16 protein-coding genes and 2 pseudogenes are annotated in these 18,459 nt (G+C 59.6%); 12 read left to right on the top strand and 6 right to left on the bottom strand.

The genetic code is table 11. The features are described 5' to 3' along the window. The first annotated feature begins 4 nt into the window (after positions 1–4). Genes kdpC through kdpE form a run of 3 tightly spaced genes read left to right on the top strand, consistent with a single transcriptional unit; the run spans position 5 to position 3,942 of the window. Complete coding sequence (kdpC, locus tag MKR05_RS18605) at positions 5–580, top strand: potassium-transporting ATPase subunit KdpC (RefSeq protein WP_049014758.1); 576 nt, start codon at positions 5–7, stop codon at positions 578–580. Continuing rightward, on the top strand, positions 581–3,268 hold the full coding sequence (kdpD, locus tag MKR05_RS18600) for a two-component system sensor histidine kinase KdpD (protein WP_032455149.1): 2,688 nt from the start codon (positions 581–583) through the stop codon (positions 3,266–3,268). It abuts the gene before it with no gap. Continuing rightward, positions 3,265–3,942, top strand: a complete 678-nt coding sequence (kdpE, locus tag MKR05_RS18595; protein WP_002894776.1) for a two-component system response regulator KdpE — start codon at positions 3,265–3,267, stop codon at positions 3,940–3,942. Before kdpD ends, kdpE begins: the two co-directional genes overlap by 4 nt. On the opposite strand, the gene MKR05_RS18590 is transcribed toward kdpE, so the two are convergent. Genes MKR05_RS18590 through seqA form a run of 3 tightly spaced genes read right to left on the bottom strand, consistent with a single transcriptional unit; the run spans position 3,924 to position 6,637 of the window. Then, positions 3,924–4,361, bottom strand: coding sequence for a hypothetical protein (locus MKR05_RS18590; protein ID WP_049014755.1), 438 nt, complete (start codon positions 4,359–4,361; stop codon positions 3,924–3,926). The two genes, kdpE and MKR05_RS18590, sit on opposite strands and share 19 nt — an antisense overlap. Positions 4,362–4,415: 54 nt before the next feature. Continuing rightward, on the bottom strand, positions 4,416–6,056 hold the full coding sequence (gene pgm, locus MKR05_RS18585) for a phosphoglucomutase (alpha-D-glucose-1,6-bisphosphate-dependent) (protein WP_023288859.1): 1,641 nt from the start codon (positions 6,054–6,056) through the stop codon (positions 4,416–4,418). A gap of 32 nt (positions 6,057–6,088) precedes the next feature. Further along, a complete protein-coding gene (seqA, locus tag MKR05_RS18580; protein WP_032428668.1) occupies positions 6,089–6,637 on the bottom strand; it encodes a replication initiation negative regulator SeqA in 549 nt (182 codons plus the stop codon). 183 nt (positions 6,638–6,820) lie between these two features. Here seqA and ybfF point away from each other — a divergent pair, with 183 nt between their 5' ends. The 8 genes and pseudogenes from ybfF to MKR05_RS18540 all read left to right on the top strand — a co-directional run. After that, positions 6,821–7,594, top strand: coding sequence for an esterase (gene ybfF, locus MKR05_RS18575; RefSeq protein ID WP_048297063.1), 774 nt, complete (start codon positions 6,821–6,823; stop codon positions 7,592–7,594). 133 nt (positions 7,595–7,727) lie between these two features. Further along, entirely contained in the window at positions 7,728–8,021 is a 294-nt protein-coding gene (gene ybfE / locus MKR05_RS18570) for a LexA regulated protein (protein ID WP_002894767.1), read from the top strand. Positions 8,022–8,172: 151 nt separating this feature from the next. Further along, the gene (fldA, locus tag MKR05_RS18565) at positions 8,173–8,703 is read left to right on the top strand and encodes a flavodoxin FldA (protein WP_002894765.1); all 531 of its coding nucleotides are present in this window, start codon (positions 8,173–8,175) and stop codon (positions 8,701–8,703) included. Positions 8,704–8,994: 291 nt separating this feature from the next. Next, complete coding sequence (gene fur, locus MKR05_RS18560) at positions 8,995–9,447, top strand: ferric iron uptake transcriptional regulator (protein ID WP_004885952.1); 453 nt, start codon at positions 8,995–8,997, stop codon at positions 9,445–9,447. Positions 9,448–9,574: 127 nt separating this feature from the next. Beyond that, positions 9,575–10,501: a tricarballylate utilization LysR family transcriptional regulator TcuR gene (tcuR, locus tag MKR05_RS18555; RefSeq protein WP_023288855.1), complete on the top strand. Its 927-nt coding sequence runs from the start codon at positions 9,575–9,577 to the stop codon at positions 10,499–10,501. A 97-nt stretch (positions 10,502–10,598) separates the two neighbouring features. Next, on the top strand, positions 10,599–12,002 hold the full coding sequence (gene tcuA, locus MKR05_RS18550) for an FAD-dependent tricarballylate dehydrogenase TcuA (RefSeq protein ID WP_032455143.1): 1,404 nt from the start codon (positions 10,599–10,601) through the stop codon (positions 12,000–12,002). After that, positions 11,989–13,128 carry a tricarballylate utilization 4Fe-4S protein TcuB gene (gene tcuB, locus MKR05_RS18545; RefSeq protein ID WP_023288853.1) on the top strand — a complete coding sequence of 380 codons (1,140 nt, stop codon included), beginning with the start codon at positions 11,989–11,991 and terminating at the stop codon, positions 13,126–13,128. Before tcuA ends, tcuB begins: the two co-directional genes overlap by 14 nt. Positions 13,129–13,182: 54 nt before the next feature. After that, a pseudogene (locus MKR05_RS18540) lies at positions 13,183–14,472 on the top strand (MFS transporter); the annotation flags it as partial. Between the two features lie 57 nt (positions 14,473–14,529). Here MKR05_RS18540 and chiQ read toward each other — a convergent pair. Beyond that, positions 14,530–14,862, bottom strand: coding sequence for a ChiQ/YbfN family lipoprotein (gene chiQ, locus MKR05_RS18535; protein WP_023288851.1), 333 nt, complete (start codon positions 14,860–14,862; stop codon positions 14,530–14,532). A gap of 47 nt (positions 14,863–14,909) precedes the next feature. Further along, positions 14,910–16,313: a chitoporin ChiP gene (gene chiP / locus MKR05_RS18530; RefSeq protein WP_023288850.1), complete on the bottom strand. Its 1,404-nt coding sequence runs from the start codon at positions 16,311–16,313 to the stop codon at positions 14,910–14,912. Positions 16,314–16,388: 75 nt separating this feature from the next. On the opposite strand from chiP, the pseudogene MKR05_RS18525 reads away from it, so the two are divergent. Further along, positions 16,389–16,697 (top strand): annotated as a pseudogene (locus MKR05_RS18525) (methionine synthase). 54 nt (positions 16,698–16,751) lie between these two features. On the opposite strand, the gene glnS reads toward MKR05_RS18525, so the two are convergent. Next, complete coding sequence (glnS, locus tag MKR05_RS18520) at positions 16,752–18,419, bottom strand: glutamine--tRNA ligase (RefSeq protein WP_004885933.1); 1,668 nt, start codon at positions 18,417–18,419, stop codon at positions 16,752–16,754. Between the last annotated feature and the right edge of the window lie 40 nt (positions 18,420–18,459).

Genomic DNA, 18,459 nt, shown 5'->3' with positions numbered 1-18,459 from the left:
AACTATGTCATTGATTCGTCCAGCACTTGTGCTATTTATTCTGTTAACCCTGCTCACCGGCGGCGTTTATCCTCTGCTGACCACCAGCCTGGGACAGTGGTGGTTTAACTCACAGGCCAATGGCTCGCTGATCCGCCTGCACGGCGAGGTGCGCGGCTCGGCGCTGATTGGCCAGAACTTTACCGCCGCAGGCTATTTCCAGGGCCGCCCGTCAGCCACCGCGGAAACAGCGGATAACCCGATGGCCTCTGGCGGCAGCAACCTCGCCGCCAGCAACCCGGCGCTGGATAAGGCGGTAAGCGAGCGGGTGCAGGCCCTGCGCGCCGCGAACCCGGATGCCGACCCGCGGGTACCAGTCGAACTGGTCACCACCTCGGCGAGCGGTCTCGATAACAACCTGACCCCGGCCGCCGCGCTGTGGCAGGCGCCCCGGGTGGCCAAAGCGCGCCAGCTGAGCGTCGACCAGGTGACCACGCTGGTTAACCAGGCCACACAAACGCCGCTGCTGAGCTTCCTTGGCCAGCCGGTGGTCAATATACTGCAACTCAATATGGCGCTGGATGCCCTGAAGGATAAGTAAATGAGTGACGAGCCGCTGCGTCCGGACCCTGACCGCCTGCTGCAGCACACCGCCGCCCCGCATCGCGGCAAACTGAAAGTCTTCTTCGGCGCCTGCGCCGGGGTGGGGAAAACCTGGGCGATGCTGGCGGAAGCGCAGCGGCTGCGGGCCCAGGGGCTGGATATTCTGATTGGCGTGGCGGAGACCCACGGCCGGAAAGAGACCGCCGCGATGCTGCAGGGCCTGAGCACCCTGCCGCCGCGGCGGCTCGCTCACCGCGGGCGCTACGTGTATGAGTTCGACCTCGACGCCGCCCTCGCCCGCCGCCCGGCGCTGATTCTGGTGGATGAACTGGCGCACAGTAATGCCCCCGGCTCCCGCCATCCGAAGCGCTGGCAGGATGTGGACGAACTGCTGGAAGCCGGGATTGACGTCTTCACCACGGTTAACGTTCAGCATCTGGAAAGCCTGAACGACGTTGTCAGCGGGATCACCGGCGTGCAGGTGCGGGAGACCGTCCCCGATCCCTTTTTTGACGCCGCGGACGACGTGGTGCTGGTGGACCTCCCCCCTGACGATCTGCGCCAGCGGCTCAATGAGGGCAAAGTCTACATCGGCGGCCAGGCCGAGCGCGCTATCGAGAACTTTTTCCGCAAAGGGAACCTGATTGCGCTGCGCGAACTGGCTCTGCGCCGTACCGCCGATCGCGTCGATGAGCAGATGCGCGCCTGGCGCGACCGCCAGGGCCAGGAGAAAGTCTGGCACACCCGCGACGCCATTCTGCTCTGTATCGGGCACAACACCGGCAGCGAAAAGCTGGTGCGTACCGCCGCCCGCCTCGCTGCCCGTCTGGGCAGCGTCTGGCATGCGGTATATGTCGAAACGCCTTCCCTGCACCGCCTGCCGGAATCCCGGCGGCGGGCCATCCTCGCCGCGCTGCGTCTGGCCCAGGAGCTGGGCGCCGAAACCGCCACCCTCTCCGACCCGTCTGAAGAGAAAGCGGTCCTCCATTACGCGCGCGAACATAACCTCGGAAAAATTGTCATCGGCCGCCAGAGCAAGCGCCGCTGGTGGGATCGCAGCGGCTTCGCCGACCGTCTGGCTCGTCACGCGCCGGACCTCGATCTGGTGGTCATCGCCCTGGATGAAAAGCCCTTCCCCCTTCCGGCGCGCGCCAGCGACACTCGTCCGGCGCTGGAGAAATGGCGGCTGCAGCTGCAGGGCTGCGCGTTGGCGGTGGCCCTGTGCGCCATCATTACTCTGGTGGCCATGCAGTGGCTGATGGCCTTCGAAGCCGCCAACCTGGTCATGCTCTATCTGCTGGGGGTGGTGATCATCGCCCTGCTCTATGGCCGCTGGCCGTCGGTGCTGGCGACGGTGATCAACGTTATCAGCTTCGATCTCTTTTTTGTCGCCCCGCGCGGCACGCTGGCGGTGTCAGATGTCCAGTATCTGCTCACCTTCGGCGTGATGCTCACCGTTGGCCTGCTTATCGGTAACCTCACCGCCGGCGTGCGCTACCAGGCGCGGGTGGCGCGCTATCGCGAGCGGCGTACCCGCCACCTGTATGAAATGTCCAAAGCGCTGGCGGTGGGTCGTAGCCAGCAGGATATCGCCACCACCAGCGAGCGGTTTATCGCCTCCACCTTTCAGGCTCGCAGCCAGCTGCTGCTCCCGGACGCCCAGGGGAAACTGCTGCCCTTAACCCACCAGCCCGGGCTGACGCCGTGGGATGACGCCATCGCCCGTTGGAGCTTTGATAAGGGGCAACCCGCCGGCGCCGGCACCGATACCCTGCCCGGCGTGCCGTATCAGATCCTGCCCCTGAAGAGCGCCGCCCGCACCTGGGGACTGCTGGTGGTGGAGCCGGCGAATCTGCGCCAGCTGATGATCCCGGAGCAGCAGCGGCTGCTGGAGACCTTCACCCTGCTGGTGGCCAGCGCCCTGGAGCGTCTCACCCTGACCGCCAGCGAAGAGCAGGCCCGGCTGACCAGCGAGCGCGAAAGCCTGCGTAACTCGCTGCTCGCCGCCCTGTCCCACGATCTGCGTACCCCGCTCACCGTGCTGTTTGGCCAGGCGGAAATCCTGACCCTCGATCTGGCCAGCGAGGGCTCGAAGCATGCCCCGCAGGCCAATGAAATCCGCCAGCATGTGCTCAATACCACCCGGCTGGTGAACAACCTGCTGGATATGGCGCGGATCCAGTCCGGCGGCTTTAATCTGCACAAGGAGTGGCTGACGCTGGAGGAAGTGGTCGGCAGCGCGCTGCGTATGCTCGAGCCGAGCCTCGGCGGCCAGCACGTTCAACTGGATTTACCCGACCCGCTGCAGCTGGTGCATGTCGACGGGCCGCTGTTCGAGCGGGTGCTGATCAATCTGCTGGAGAATGCCCATAAGTATGCCGGCGCCCGGGCGGACATCGGTATTCGCGCCGAAGCAGACGCCCGGCAGCTGTCGCTGGAGGTATGGGATAATGGTCCGGGGATCCCGGCGGGTCAGGAACAGGCTATCTTTGATAAATTCGCCCGCGGCAACAAAGAGTCGGCGATCCCCGGCGTCGGGCTGGGCCTTGCCATCTGTCAGGCCATCGTCGACGTCCACGGCGGGACCATCTCCGCCAGCAACCGGCCGGAAGGCGGCGCCTCATTCCGTGTTACACTGCCGGGAGAAACGCCCCCTGAACTGGAAGAGCTATCTGAGGAATTGTGATTAACGTTCTGATTATCGAAGACGAACACGCTATCCGTCGCTTTCTGCGCACCGCGCTGGAAGCCGACGGCATGCGCGTATTTGAAGCGGAAACCCTGCAGCGCGGGCTGATCGAAGCCGCCACCCGTAAGCCCGACCTCGCAATCCTCGATCTCGGCCTGCCGGATGGCGACGGCATTGATTTTATTCGCGACCTGCGCCAGTGGAGTCAGATGCCGATTATCGTCCTGTCAGCGCGTAGCGAAGAGCACGACAAAATTGCCGCCCTGGATGCCGGCGCCGATGACTACTTAAGTAAACCCTTTGGCATCGGCGAGCTGCAGGCCCGCCTGCGCGTCGCGTTGCGTCGTCACGGCGCGGCGCAGGCCGACGAGCCGGTGGTGCGCTTCGCCGACCTGGAGGTCAATATCCCCGCCCGCCGCATCCTGCGCGGCAGCGAAGAGATCCACCTGACGCCCATCGAGTTTCGCCTGCTGGCGGCGCTATTGAATAATCCCGGCAAAGTGCTTACCCAGCGCCAGCTGCTGAATCAGGTGTGGGGCCCTAACGCCGTGGAGCACAGCCATTATCTGCGGATCTATATGGGTCACCTGCGGCAAAAGCTGGAGGCCGATCCGGCGCGCCCGCAGCATCTGCTGACCGAAACCGGGATTGGCTATCGCTTTATGCCCTGAGCCCCGCCTCTGCAGTACCAGAGGCTGGCGATTTTCAACCCTTCAGAGAGCAGCAGGAAGCCTGCCAGGATCGCGAAATGCCGGACGCCGGCGGCCTGAATCAGCCACAGACCCACAGAAAGCGAGGGCTGCATAAACACCAGCCTGAGCGGCGCCTGCCCCCAGGCCAGCCACAGCCCATAGCGGCTCTGACGGAAAAAGAGGATCATCGACAGCGGGATGCTGATAATCAGCAGCACATTCAGCGGATAGAGCCAGACCGCCGCAGCGCCCCAGTCGTGCAGCAGCTGGAGGTAAGCCAGCAGGTCGTCGTAAAAAGGGAGTCGGCGGTGGGCAATATTCCACCATAAGAATTGCAGGACGAAAAAGAGATCCATCCACGCCCAGAACAAAAACAGGGACTTCCGTTGTATTTTCATCGCTATCCTTGCGAAAAAAATCAGGCCCGCGAGGGGCCTGATGGTCGTGCGCCTTTAGGCGTTCTTCAGCACTTCACTGACAATCTCTACCGCTTCTTTTTCGATCAGTTTGCGATGTTCTTCGCCGAGGAAGCTTTCGCAGTAGATCTTGTAGGCGTCTTCGGTGCCTGACGGACGCGCCGCGAACCAGCCGTTGTCGGTCATCACTTTCAGGCCGCCAATCGCCGCCCCGTTGCCCGGCGCTGCGGTCAGACGGGCGGTGATCGGATCCCCCGCCAGGGTGTCAGCGCTGACCATTTCCGGCGACAGCTTAGACAGCGCCGCTTTCTGCGCGGAGGTCGCGGAAGCCTGCAGACGGTTGTAGCTCGGCGCGCCAAAGCGCTCCGCCAGCTCGTTATAGTGCTCCTGCGGGTTTTTGCCGGTCACTGCGGTGATTTCCGCCGCCAGCAGGCACATGATAATGCCGTCTTTATCGGTGGACCACGGCGTGCCGTCGAAGCGCAGGAAGGAGGCCCCGGCGCTCTCTTCGCCGCCGAAACCGAAGCTGCCGTCGAACAGGCCGTCGACGAACCACTTAAAGCCCACCGGCACTTCCACCAGCTTGCGGCCCAGATCGTTCACCACGCGGTCAATCATCGCCGAGGAGACGAGGGTTTTACCGACCGCCACCTCTTTGCCCCACTGCGGACGATGCTGGAACAGGTAGTTAATCGCCACCGCCAGATAGTGGTTCGGGTTCATCAGCCCGGCTGGGGTGACAATCCCGTGACGGTCGTAATCCGGGTCGTTGGCAAACGCCAGATCGAACTTATCGCGCAGCGCCAGCAGGCCCGCCATCGCACATTCCGAGGAGCAGTCCATGCGGATGGCGCCGTCTTTATCGAGGTGCATAAAGCGGAAGGTCTGGTCTACCTGGTCGTTCACAATGGTCAGATTGAGCTTGTAGTGCTCGCCAATGCGCTTCCAGTATTCGATACCGGAACCGCCCAGCGGATCGACGCCCAGCGTCAGGCCCGCTTTCTGGATCGCCGCCATGTCGACGATATCCGCCAGGCCTTCAATAAACGGCTGCACCAGATCCTGCTCTTTGACGTGGCCGGAAGCCAGCGCCGCGTCCAGAGGAAGGCGTTTCACGCCCTGCAGGCCAGCGGCCAGTAGTTCGTTGGCGCGGTTTTCCACCACTTTGGTGACGTTGGTATCAGCCGGACCGCCGTTTGGCGGGTTGTACTTGATACCGCCATCTTCCGGCGGGTTGTGTGACGGGGTGATCACAATGCCGTCCGCCAGCGGACCGCCTTTTTTGTTATGCACCAGAATCGCGTTGGAGACCGCCGGCGTCGGGGTGAAGCCGTTGTTTTCCTGCACGATCACGTCAACACCATTGGCGGTTAACACTTCCAGCACCGAAATAAACGCCGGCTCGGACAGGGCGTGGGTATCTTTACCGACATAGCACGGACCGGTGATCCCGTTCTTCGCACGATCTTCCGCAATCGCCTGGGCGATGGCAAGGATATGCGGTTCGTTGAAGTTGTGACGCGCCGCGCTGCCGCGATGGCCGGAGGTGCCGAATTTGACCGCATGCTCCGCATTACCGACTTCAGGCTTCAGCACGTAGTACTGAGCAGTCAGTTGGGCGACGTTAATCAAATCACTCTGTTGCGCAGGCTGCCCCGCACGTTTATCGATTGCCATTGCCTGATCCTTCTGGTGCAAATGTTAAAAAGCTAGATCGTGCCGCAAACCTTTTCAATCAGCTCCGCAGGGAACTGCATCGACTGCATGATGTGCTCAATCATGCTGCATTTACGGCCGGTATTGGTATTGGTGATCACCCACCACGGTGTACCAGGAACCTGTTTCGGTTTGGTCTGATTACCGCTTTTCAGCAGCGTACGCGCATCTTCCGCGAAGTAGACGCGCGTGCGGCCATGCAGAGACTCGGTCGCCTCGGCAAATGCTTTACTGTCCAGGGAGTAGAGGGTCGTCAACACCAGCATAAAACGGTTCACCGCGCGCTTCTGCTCGGCGTATTCATCAGATAACAGCATCTCGCGCATGGCGCGGACTTTATCTTTCGCCGGGTTAGCGGGTTTCACCTCAACGGCAGGCGCGGGCGCCAGCGCCGGCGCGGCTTTGCTGACCTGTGTAGCCGGTTGGGAAACGGCGGAAAATTTCAGCATGCGCCGTAAAATGTCGGATGCGCTCTCGCCGATATGCAGAGTGTGGCTGGCAATATAGCGATAGAGTTCATCATCAACTTCAATTGTTTTCATCTTAATCCAGTGCGATATCTTTTCTGAATACAAATCGTTGGGATTATAAGTACAAATCCCAACCGCGGATAGCGTCAAACCAGGATGGCGGTAAAACTCAGAAAACTTCTGGGTCTTGCAGCCGGATGGCAGAATGTCCAACATAATACCCTAACCCGACGGAGCGAAAAAAAGAACTTTGCCATGAAATTAAATAGCCGAGCGCAATCTGCACAGAATCCGCACAACCACTCCCCGATCGTGCTGGTCCACGGTCTGTTTGGCAGCCTGGACAACCTGGGCATCCTCGCCCGCGACCTGGTCGCCGACCACGATATTCTGCAGGTCGATATGCGCAACCACGGTTTGTCGCCGCGGTCGCCAGAGATGACCTACCCCGCGATGGCGCAGGATCTGCTCGATACGCTCGACGCGCACCAGATTGAGCGCGCCACCTTTATCGGCCATTCGATGGGCGGCAAAGCGGTGATGGCGCTGACCGCCCTGGCGCCGGAGCGCATCAACGGTCTGGTGGCGATCGATATCGCCCCGGTGGATTATCATGTTCGCCGCCATGATGAGATCTTCGCCGCTATCCGCGCCGTCAGCGAATCCGCCGCCAGCACCCGCCAGCAGGCGGCGCAGGTGATGCGCGAGCATCTGCAGGAAGAGGGAGTGATTCAGTTCCTGCTGAAATCTTTCGTCGACGGCGACTGGCGCTTCAACGTCCCGGTGCTGTGGGACCAGTACCCGTATATCGTCGGCTGGGAAACCATCCCGGCCTGGCCGCACCCGACGCAGTTTATTCCCGGCGGTAACTCACCCTACGTGACCGACGCCTACCGCGACGCGCTGCTGGCCCAGTTCCCGCAGGCCCGGGCCCACGTCATCGCCGGCGCCGGACACTGGGTCCATGCCGAGAAACCCGAAGCGGTGTTGCGCGCGATCCGCCGCTATCTCACGAGCATTGGCGCCTGATTGGCTAAAATATGCCCGACCGCGCCGCAGAATGCCCGCGGTCGTTGGCGCAGCCGTTCGCCTGATGTATGATGGCGCGCTATCTGCGCCGGCTAGAGCCCGGCAGCTTGTTTCCCCGAAGTCACTCAGAATCATGGCAAAAGAACAAACGGACCGTACGACATTAGATTTGTTCGCAAACGAGCGTCGCCCGGGAAGACCAAAAACCAATCCGCTGTCGCGCGATGAACAACTGCGCATCAACAAACGTAATCAGCTGAAACGCGATAAAGTGCGCGGGCTGAAGCGCGTGGAGCTAAAGCTCAACGCCGACGCGGTCGATGCGCTTAACGAACTGGCGGAAGCGCGTAATATGAGCCGCAGCGATCTCATCGAAGAGATGCTGATGACGCAATTAACCGCCCTGCGCAGCCAGGGAAAAGTCTAACTTTCCGCGAAAAATCCGCATTCATGTAGCAGAGTGTGCAGTCGGGCGTGATTGCTGTTTCCGCGTCCTTGCCTGTTCTGCTATGATTGCCGTTATCTGTGGGCATCGCGTCCCTACCACATCATTTAAGTTTCAAGAGGTTATTTTACTCATGGCAATCATCGGCATCTTTTTTGGCAGCGACACCGGCAACACCGAAAATATTGCAAAAATGATTCAAAAGCAGCTTGGTAAAGATGTTGCTGATGTTCACGACATTGCCAAAAGCAGCAAAGAAGATCTGGAAGCCCACGACATCCTGCTGCTCGGCATCCCGACCTGGTACTACGGTGAAGCCCAGTGTGACTGGGACGACTTCTTCCCGACGCTGGAAGAGATCGACTTTAACGGCAAGCTGGTGGCGCTGTTCGGCTGCGGCGACCAGGAAGACTACGCAGAGTACTTCTGCGATGCGCTGGGCACCATCCGCGACATCATTGAGCCGCGCGGCGCGACCATCGTTGGCCACTGGCCGACTGCCGGCTATCACTTCGAGGCCTCCAAAGGCCTGGCGGATGACGACCACTTCGTCGGCCTCGCCATTGATGAAGACCGTCAGCCGGAACTGACCAACGAGCGCGTTGAGAAGTGGGTGAAGCAGGTGGCTGAAGAGCTGCACCTCGAAGAAATCAAAAACGCCTGATAATTAAGCGGCGCAATCGTTGAGTTGCGTCGTATTAATAGACAAAAGCAATCAAACTAATAGCTACAAGTTTTTAACTTTTAATCACATATCTGTACAATGTCCTCTGATTCTACGAGGCACGTGACGCAGTTTGTAGCTGGTGCCTCGTTTTTGACAGCAAACCAGGCCCGATGCTTGCAGTTTTCATTTACCAGTGGCAGTTCTATAATGAGACGCATTACGTCGGGTTAATTTCTGTATGACTTCCGTTGAAGGAAGTAGATCGTTTAGCAACAGGACAGATTCCGCATGACTGACAACAATACCGCATTAAAGAAGGCTGGCCTGAAAGTCACACTTCCTCGACTGAAAATCCTTGAAGTGCTGCAGGAACCGGATAACCATCATGTCAGTGCGGAAGACTTATATAAACGCCTGATCGACATGGGCGAAGAGATTGGTCTGGCGACCGTTTACCGCGTCCTCAACCAGTTTGATGACGCCGGTATCGTGACTCGTCATAATTTTGAAGGCGGTAAATCCGTTTTCGAACTGACCCAGCAACATCACCACGATCACCTGATCTGCCTCGACTGCGGCAAAGTGATCGAATTCAGTGATGACTCTATCGAAGCGCGCCAGCGTGAAATCGCTTCCCGTCACGGCATCCGCCTGACCAACCACAGTCTGTATCTGTACGGTCACTGTGCGGAAGGTGATTGCCGCGAGGACGAACACGCCCACGACGCAGTGGAAAAGTAATTCCCTGCTTCGCCTGCTCTGAAAAGCCAACCAGCCGGTTGGCTTTTTTATGGGCGCTTCTGCCGCGCTTCCCGCTCACGTCCCGGCGGCGACCCTCGCGAGTCCCCGCTTTGTCCGGAGAGTTGATATGGAACTTCGCCAGCTACGCTATTTTACGCGCATTGTTGAAACCGGCAGCATGGGCCGCGCCGCGCTCGATCTGAATATCGGCGTCTCGGCGCTCAGCCAGCAGATCGCGCGTCTGGAAAATGAGCTGTCCATTCGCCTCCTGCAGCGAACCTCTCGCGGCGTGACGCCCACCAGCGCGGGCCTCGCTTTCTACTCACAGGCGCAGCTGGCGCTGCGTCATGCCGATGATGCCATCCTCGCCGCCCGCGAGGCGCGGCTGTCGGGCCACGTCAGCGTCGGCATGGCCCCCAGCACCGCCTCCGTTCTTGGCGTACCGTTCATCAACGCGATGCGCGAGAGCTACCCCGACGTCCGCCTGCACCTGGTGGAAAGCCTCTCCGGGAATCTGGAGCGGATGATCAACACCCGCCAGCTGGATTTAGCCATCGTCTTCCAGCAGGAGAAGATCCTGCGCTGGAGCGCCAGACCGGTGCTCGAAGAGCGCCTGTTCCTGATTGGCACCCATGCGCTGTTGGCCTCGCTGCCGGATGACCCTGTTTCCCCTGACCAGCTCACCACCCTGCCGCTGATTATGCCAAGCCAGGGCCACGGCCTGCGCGGCAGGCTGGAGGCGGTTTGCCAGCAGCACAGCCTCAGCGTTGAGGTGGTGGCGGACATTGACGGTCTGGCCCTGCTGATGCAGGCCGTGCGCAGCGGACTGGGCGCCACTCTGCAGCCCGGGGCCGCTATTTCCCATCTCGACCATCAGGCGCTGAGGGTGATCGGCATCGCTAATCCGGTCCTCAGCCGCCCCAACTTTCTGGTCAGCCTGTCGGATGATGAGCTCACCCCGGCAGGCCTTGCGGCACGGGTCATACTAAGCAAAGTCATGCGCCAGCTGGTGGAGTCCGATCGCTGGCCAGGCGCCACCCTTTACGTTAACTAAACCCCTCTTTAGCGTTACGCCATAGCGCCCTGCCGCCGTTACCGCCTACATTCCCATTACAAATTTAACAATTAATTAAATTGTAAGGGAGCCGATAATGGTGGATGTACTGGTCATTGGCGGCGGCAATGCCGCGCTATGCGCCGCCTTAACCGCCCGGGAAGCCGGCGCCTCGGTGCTGCTGCTGGAGGCGGCGCCGCGGGAGTGGCGAGGCGGCAATTCGCAGCACACGCGTAACCTGCGCTGTATGCACGATGCGCCGCAGGACGTGCTGGTCGACAGCTATCCGGAAGAGGAGTACTGGCAGGATCTGCTGCGCGTCACCGAAGGGAACACCAACGAAGCGCTGGCCCGGCTGGTGATCCGCACCTCGTCACAGTGCCGGGACTGGATGCGTCAGCACGGGGTTAACTTTCAGCCGCCGCTCTCCGGCGCCCTGCACGTGGCCCGCACCAACGCCTTTTTTATGGGCGGCGGCAAAGCGCTGGTCAATGCCTATTACCGCAGCGCAGAGCGGATGGGGGTGCAGATCCGCTACAACACGCCGGTGCAGGCTCTGGAACTGCGCAACGGTGAATTTGTCGCCGCGCTGGCGGGCGAGGAACGGATTGTCGCGAGAAGCTGCGTCCTCGCCGCCGGCGGATTTGAATCCAACCGCGAGTGGCTGCGCGAGGCCTGGGGGCAAAATGACCGCGGCGAATGGCCCGCCGATAACTTTCTCATCCGCGGCACGCGCTTCAACCAGGGGGTGCTGCTCAAGTTTATGATCGACGCCGGGGCCGATATCATCGGCGATCCTTCCCAGTCCCACTGCGTCGCCATTGACGCCCGGGCGCCGCTCTATGACGGCGGGATCTGCACCCGCGTCGACTGCGTTTCGCTGGGGGTGGTGGTCAACCGCGATGCCGTGCGCTTTTATGATGAGGGGGAAGATTTCTGGCCTAAACGCTACGCCATCTGGGGCCGACTGGTCGCCCACCAGCCTGGACAGATCGGCTACTCGATCATCGACAGCAAAGCCATCGGCCACTTTATGCCCCCCGTCTTTCCCGGCGCTCAGGCCAATACCATCGAGGAACTGGCCCGCCAGCTGGGGCTGGACGGCGAACGCTTAGCGCAAACCATCGCCGACTATAATGCCGCCTGCGCGCCGGGCCAGTTCGATCACACCCGCCTGGATAACTGCGCGACCTCTGGCCTCACGCCGGCGAAAACCCACTGGGCGCGCCCCATCGATACGCCGCCTTACTACGGCTACGCCCTGCGTCCGGGGATCACCTTCACCTACCTCGGGCTCTACGTCGACGACACCGCCGCCGTCCATTTCGCCGGTCAACCTAGCCGTAATCTGTTCGTCGCCGGGGAAATGATGGCCGGCAACGTGCTGGGCAAGGGCTACACCGCCGGCGTCGGGATGTCGATCGGCACCACCTTCGGCCGCATCGCCGGCCAGCAAGCCGCCCGGGCGGCGCAGCAGGAGAAACACCATGAAGTCGCTTGAAAAGCTGATCATTGACGCGCAGATCATCACCGAGCCGGAGGCGGAAGTCGAACGGGTGATGCAGGTGTGTAACGCCTGCCGCTACTGCGAAGGGTTTTGCGCCGTGTTCCCGGCGATGACCCAGCGCCTGGCCTTTGGCAAGGCGGATATCAACTATCTGGCTAACCTGTGCCATAACTGCGGCGCTTGCCTGCATGCCTGCCAGTATGCGCCACCGCACGAGTTCGCCATTAACGTGCCGAAGGCGATGGCCGAAGTCCGGCTCGAGACCTATCAACACTACGCCCAGCCCGCCGCCTTTGGCAGCCTGTACCGCCGGGCCGGCATGACCACCGTGCTGGCGCTGGTCGGCGGCCTGATTGTCTTTCTGCTGCTGGCGATGGGGCTCAAAGGCTCGCTGCGCCATCCGCCGCTGGCGGGCGACTTCTACCAGATATTCCCCCATAACCTGCTGGCGTGGATGTTTGGTTCGGTCTTTGTGCTGGCGATTGGCTTACTGATGAGCGGGGTGATCCGCTTCTGGCGCGAGATCTCCCCGGGCCAGCCGCAACCGATTGATATTGCGAAGGCATCCCATGATGCGCTGACGCTGAAATATCTCGACGGCGGCCACGGGAAAGGCTGCAACGAAGCCGATGACGCCTTCACCCTGCTGCGCCGCCGTTTCCACCACTGCACCTTCTACGGCTTTATGCTCTGTTTCGCCGCCACCGTGGTGGCCACGGGCTATCACTATATCGCCGGCCAGGAAGCCCCCTACCCGTTCTTCAGCCTGCCGGTGCTGCTCGGCACCCTCGGCGGCATCGGCCTGCTGGTCGGCCCGGCGGGCCTGCTGTGGCTGAACCTGCGCCGCTCGCCGCTGCACGGCGACGCGCGGCAGAAACCGATGGATCGCGGATTTATTCTGCTGCTGCTGCTGACCAGCTTCACCGGCCTGGCGCTGCTGGCGGGGCGGGATACTTCGTGGATGGGCGTCCTGCTCGCCATCCACCTCGGGGTGGTGATGGCCCTGTTCTTAACCCTGCCGTATGGAAAATTTGCCCACGGATTTTATCGCTGTGCGGCGTTACTCAAGTGGGCGATTGAGAAACGCCGCGGAAAACAGGCGGGCGTCGCCGGCGACTGACCTGCCCCTCTGCACCCGATAACAACAAGATAATGACAATGGAGAGCACCCCCTATGACCCAACAACCCACCCGCGCCGGCACCGTCGGCGCTATCCTCCGCGTGACCAGCGGTAATTTTCTCGAACAGTTCGACTTCTTCCTGTTTGGCTTTTACGCCACCTATATCGCCCGCACCTTCTTTCCGGCGGAGAGCGAGTTCGCGGCGCTGATGCTCACCTTTGCGGTATTTGGCTCGGGCTTCCTGATGCGTCCTATCGGCGCGGTGGTGCTCGGCGCTTATATCGACAGAATCGGTCGCCGCAAAGGGCTGATGGTCACCCTGGCGATCATGGGCTGCGGGACGCTACTCATCGCCCTGGTCCCTGGCTATCAGACTATCGGCGTGCTGGCGCCGATCCTCGTGTTAGTGGGCCGTCTGCTGCAGGGGTTCTCGGCGGGCGTCGAGCTTGGCGGAGTGTCGGTCTATCTCTCTGAAATCGCTACGCCGGGCAATAAAGGCTTCTATACCAGCTGGCAGTCCGCCAGCCAGCAGGTGGCTATCATCATGGCGGCGCTGATCGGCTATGCGCTGAACGCCACGCTGGAACATGAGGAGATTGCCGCCTGGGGCTGGCGCATTCCCTTTTTTATTGGCTGTATGATCATTCCGCTGATTTTCGTGCTGCGCCGCTCGCTGCAGGAGACCGAGGAATTCCTGCAGCGTAAACATCGCCCGGATACCAAAGAGATCCTGACCACCATCGCCAGAAACTGGCGCATTATTACCGCGGGGACGCTGCTGGTAGCGATGACCACCACCACTTTCTACTTTATTACCGTCTATACGCCAACCTACGGCAGAGCAGTGCTGCACCTCAGCGCCCGCGACAGCCTGCTGGTCACCATGCTGGTGGGCATCTCCAATTTTATCTGGTTACCGATTGGCGGCGCGATCTCTGATCGGATCGGTCGTCGCCCGGTGCTGATGGGGATTACCGTGCTGGCGCTGCTCACCACATGGCCGGTGATGCACTGGCTCACCGCCGCGCCGGATTTCACCCGTATGACGCTGGTCCTGTTATGGTTTTCCTTCTTCTTTGGCATGTATAACGGCGCGATGGTGGCGGCGCTCACCGAAGTGATGCCGGTTTATGTCCGCACCGTGGGCTTTTCGCTGGCCTTCAGCCTCGCCACCGCCATCTTCGGCGGCCTGACGCCGGCTATCTCCACTGCCCTGGTCGAGCTTACCGGCGATAAAAGCGCGCCGGGATGGTGGCTGATGTGCGCTGCGCTGTGCGGGTTCATCGCCACCGCGCTGCTGTTCGTGCGCCTGAGTCGCGGCTATCAGCCGGCGGAGAGTCAGCGCTTAAAAAACAAACGGGCGGAGATAGACTCCGCCCGTTTGCCGCTGCCATCTGGCTTAATGGGTGGTGTTATTGCTGCGGATCTCTTTCCAGATCTGGTCGCAGCGCGCTTTCACCGCCTGATCGTTACCGGTACGGGTAGCCTGGATACACTGCTGATAATCCAGTACCCGGACGCTCTCCTGGTTAGCAAACTGCTGGTGCTGTTTATCCTCTTTCAGGACATTCAGTACGCTCTGGCAGGCTTCAATTTTGTCCGGATTGCCTTCCGCCGTATTAATACAGGCGCTATAGGCATCTTTCAGTTTGGTGTCTTCTTTCGGTGCCGGCGACGTGGTGCAGGCCACCAGAGCCGATGCCATCATGGCAATAAGCAGCATTTTTTTCATTGTCGTTCTCCCAGAGGTGCGGCAGGCTCACGCCCGCCGCGCAGGCATCAGAAAATTGTGAACGGGGCGATAACCATGAACTTCACGTCGCGCTCATCCTGGAAGATGTTGCCGTAGCCGCCGCTCCAGCTCGGAATATCGGAATGGTTGTCGTACTGGGTAAAGTGCAGTTTAAACAGCGTGCCCTTCGCCCGGCCTTCCTGCACGGTATACAGCGCATCCAGGCTGTAGGCCGACTCTTTCAGACGGTAATCAGCGTCATAGTAGGCGTCCGGGGAGGACATTTTGCCCGGCTTCGCATCCCAGGCGTACACATAAGACGCGCCAAACGCCCAGCCCGGCATATCCCAGTTTTTCATGTCATACATCGCGCCGAAGAAGACCGCTTTTTCGCCGTTGGCGTTGAAGTCGGAACGGTTATCCCACCAGATATCGAGACGACCGTTGGAGGAGGCGTAGGTCGGGGTCATACGCTGCAGGAAGTAGCCCTGCTGGCCATCGGCCTTCACCCAGGTCCCTTCCAGACGCAGATCCAGCACATCCGCCACTTTATAGCCAAAGGTTAACGCCTGCAGCCATGCGGTGCCGTCATAGATGTCGTTGACCCCGCCGTTGCTGACCTTATCGCGAGTGCCGTAGAACTGGTAGCTGGTGCTCAACGGCGCGCCGGCGACGTCAAACTTGTAGCTGGCTTTAGCAAAGTACTGATCGATATAGCCCTGAGCCTGACCAAATGCCGCCTCCAGCACCAGGTCGTTTTTGAAATCATATTTGGCGCCGACGGAGTGGAGATAATCGACTTTGGTCTTCTTATCGTTCTGGTAGAAATCATCCATCTCGATATGCCATGGCGCTTTATACTCGTTCGTCCACATGTAGGAGAAACTTAACGCGCCCGCGGTGCCATAGTCGAAGTTGGCCCCGGCTTCCGCCCCCTGATAGGTACCCGGCATAAAGCTCCAGTGCGGCGCCAGCAGGGTCTGACCGGTTGGCTGGATGTAGCCCGCGCGCGCCCATGCCGGACCGTATTTAAATTTCGCAGCGGCTTTATACAGGCTGATGCCGCTCTTATCGCCGGAGTAGTCTTCGTCATAGGCTTTGTTACGCGACGAGAAGGCGATTTCGTTCGGGTGGCCGCTGTCGCCGTTCTCCGCCATTTCAATCGCGGTAAACGCCGCAATATCAAGGCCAAACATATCGGCGGCATAGCCGGACTGGAAGTCCAGGTTGGCGTTCCAGGTGGAGTGGGAAAGGTTGGTTTTGTATTTGTCGCCGTCGGTCACATCTTTACGGTCACGCTCACGCTGCCAGTAATAGATACCGCCGGTTAAAGTAGAATCATCGATAAAGCCTGCTGCGCTGGCCTGCGGAATCACAACCCAGCCCGACATCGCGGTGACGGCGGCAATAGCCAGCGCCAGCGTACTACGTTTGCCACTAAACGTACGCATGTGCATATCCTCTTTGACGTTTTAAAAGGCGAAGACCAGGGGGTCATTCGCTAAAAAAATAAATAACACTGCAAAATGTGGGGCGGTGAAAAAGGCCGCGAAACCACTGTAGATAGACTATTTTTCGTGACGCGAATTATCAATGTTTTTCGTGAGGCAAAGCTTAAGATTATGACAAAGCGCACATAATTTATGTCGTTTTGTTACAGTCTTATCTCTGATGATTTTGTCATGGAAGTCATTGCAAAATCAGGGAAAAAAGCAAAACCTGAAAGCGATTACATTGGTTTTTTGTATGAGACAGGAAATATCAGAAGCGTTATTTATTTCCGGTTTGAAACAGAATTAATTCGCTTCGCGAAAATAAAAAGAGTAATTGGCTGATTCTGAAACAAAAAAAGCGCCGCAGAGTGCGGCGCTTTGACGGTAGGGAAACGGTTATTCGCCCGCTTTCGCCCAGGTATCGCGCAGACCGACGGTGCGGTTAAACACCAGACTGGTTGCGGTTGCATAGCGGCTGTCGAGGCAGAAGTAACCTTCACGCTCAAACTGGTAAGCTTTACCGGCTTCCGCCTGCGCCAGGCTCGGCTCCGCGTAACCCTGTTTGATCACCAGCGATTCCGGATTGATCACCGCGAGGAAATCCTCCGCTGCGCCCGGGTTTGGTACGCTGAACAGGCGATCGTAGAGACGGATCTCTACCGGCAGCGCATGCGCCGCGCTCACCCAGTGGATCACGCCTTTGACCTTGCGGCCGTCAGCCGGATCTTTACTCAGGGTGTCGGCATCGTAGGTGCAGAAGATAGTGGTGATATTGCCTTCGGCATCTTTCTCCACGCGTTCCGCTTTGATGACGTAGGCGTTGCGCAGACGCACTTCTTTGCCCAGCACCAGACGCTTGTACTGCTTGTTGGCTTCTTCACGGAAGTCCGCGCGGTCGATCCAGATTTCCGCGCTGAACGGCACTTCGCGGCTGCCCATCTCCGGCTTGTTCGGATGGTTCGGCATCGCCACCATTTCGCTTTCGCCCTGCGGGTAGTTCTCGATAACCAGTTTCACCGGATCGATCACTGCCATCGCGCGCGGCGCGTTTTCGTTGAGATCTTCGCGAATGCAGGACTCCAGCGACGCCATCTCAATAGTGTTGTCCTGCTTGGTCACGCCGATGCGCTTGCAGAATTCGCGGATGGATTCGGCGGTGTAGCCGCGACGACGCAGACCGGAGATGGTCGGCATACGCGGATCGTCCCAACCTTCCACGTGCTTCTCGGTCACCAGCTGGTTCAGCTTACGCTTGGACATCACCGTGTATTCAAGATTCAGGCGCGAGAATTCGTACTGGCGCGGGTGAACCGGGATGCTGATGTTGTCCAGCACCCAGTCGTACAGACGACGGTTGTCCTGGAACTCCAGGGTACACAGCGAGTGGGTAATGCCTTCCAGCGCATCGCTGATGCAGTGGGTGAAGTCGTACATCGGGTAGATGCACCACTTGTTGCCGGTCTGATGATGCTCAGCGAACTTAATGCGGTACAGCACCGGATCGCGCATCACGATGAACGGCGACGCCATATCGATCTTCGCGCGCAGGCAGGCCTTGCCCTCTTCGAAGCCGCCGCTGCGCATTTTTTCGAACAACGCCAGGTTTTCTTCCACGCTGCGGTCGCGATACGGGCTGTTCTTACCCGGCGCTTTCAGGGTGCCGCGATATTCACGAATTTCATCAGGAGAGAGTTCATCAACATAGGCCAGGCCTTTGTTGATCAGCTCAACCGCATACTGATGCAGCTGATCAAAGTAATCAGACGAGTAGCAAACGTCCCCGGACCAGTGGAAACCTAACCACTGCACGTCGTTTTTAATCGACTCCACGTATTCGATATCTTCTTTCACCGGGTTGGTGTCATCGAAACGCAGGTTGCATTGGCCCTGATAATCCTGGGCGATGCCGAAGTTCAGGCAGATGGATTTCGCATGGCCAATGTGCAGATAACCGTTCGGCTCCGGCGGGAAGCGGGTGTGAACGGTGGTGTGCTTACCGGTAGCCAGATCTTCATCAATGATCTGACGGATAAAGTTAGTCGGGCGGGCTTCTGCCTCACTCATCACGGGTTCCTCAAAGCGTAAACAACGTATAACGGCACAT

This window comes from Klebsiella sp. K5-204, from assembly GCF_030128585.1.
GTDB classification, from domain to species: domain Bacteria; phylum Pseudomonadota; class Gammaproteobacteria; order Enterobacterales; family Enterobacteriaceae; genus Klebsiella; species Klebsiella quasipneumoniae.
The sequence above is the reverse complement of the archived record's forward strand: the minus strand, read 5'-3'. Positions and strand labels throughout refer to the sequence as shown.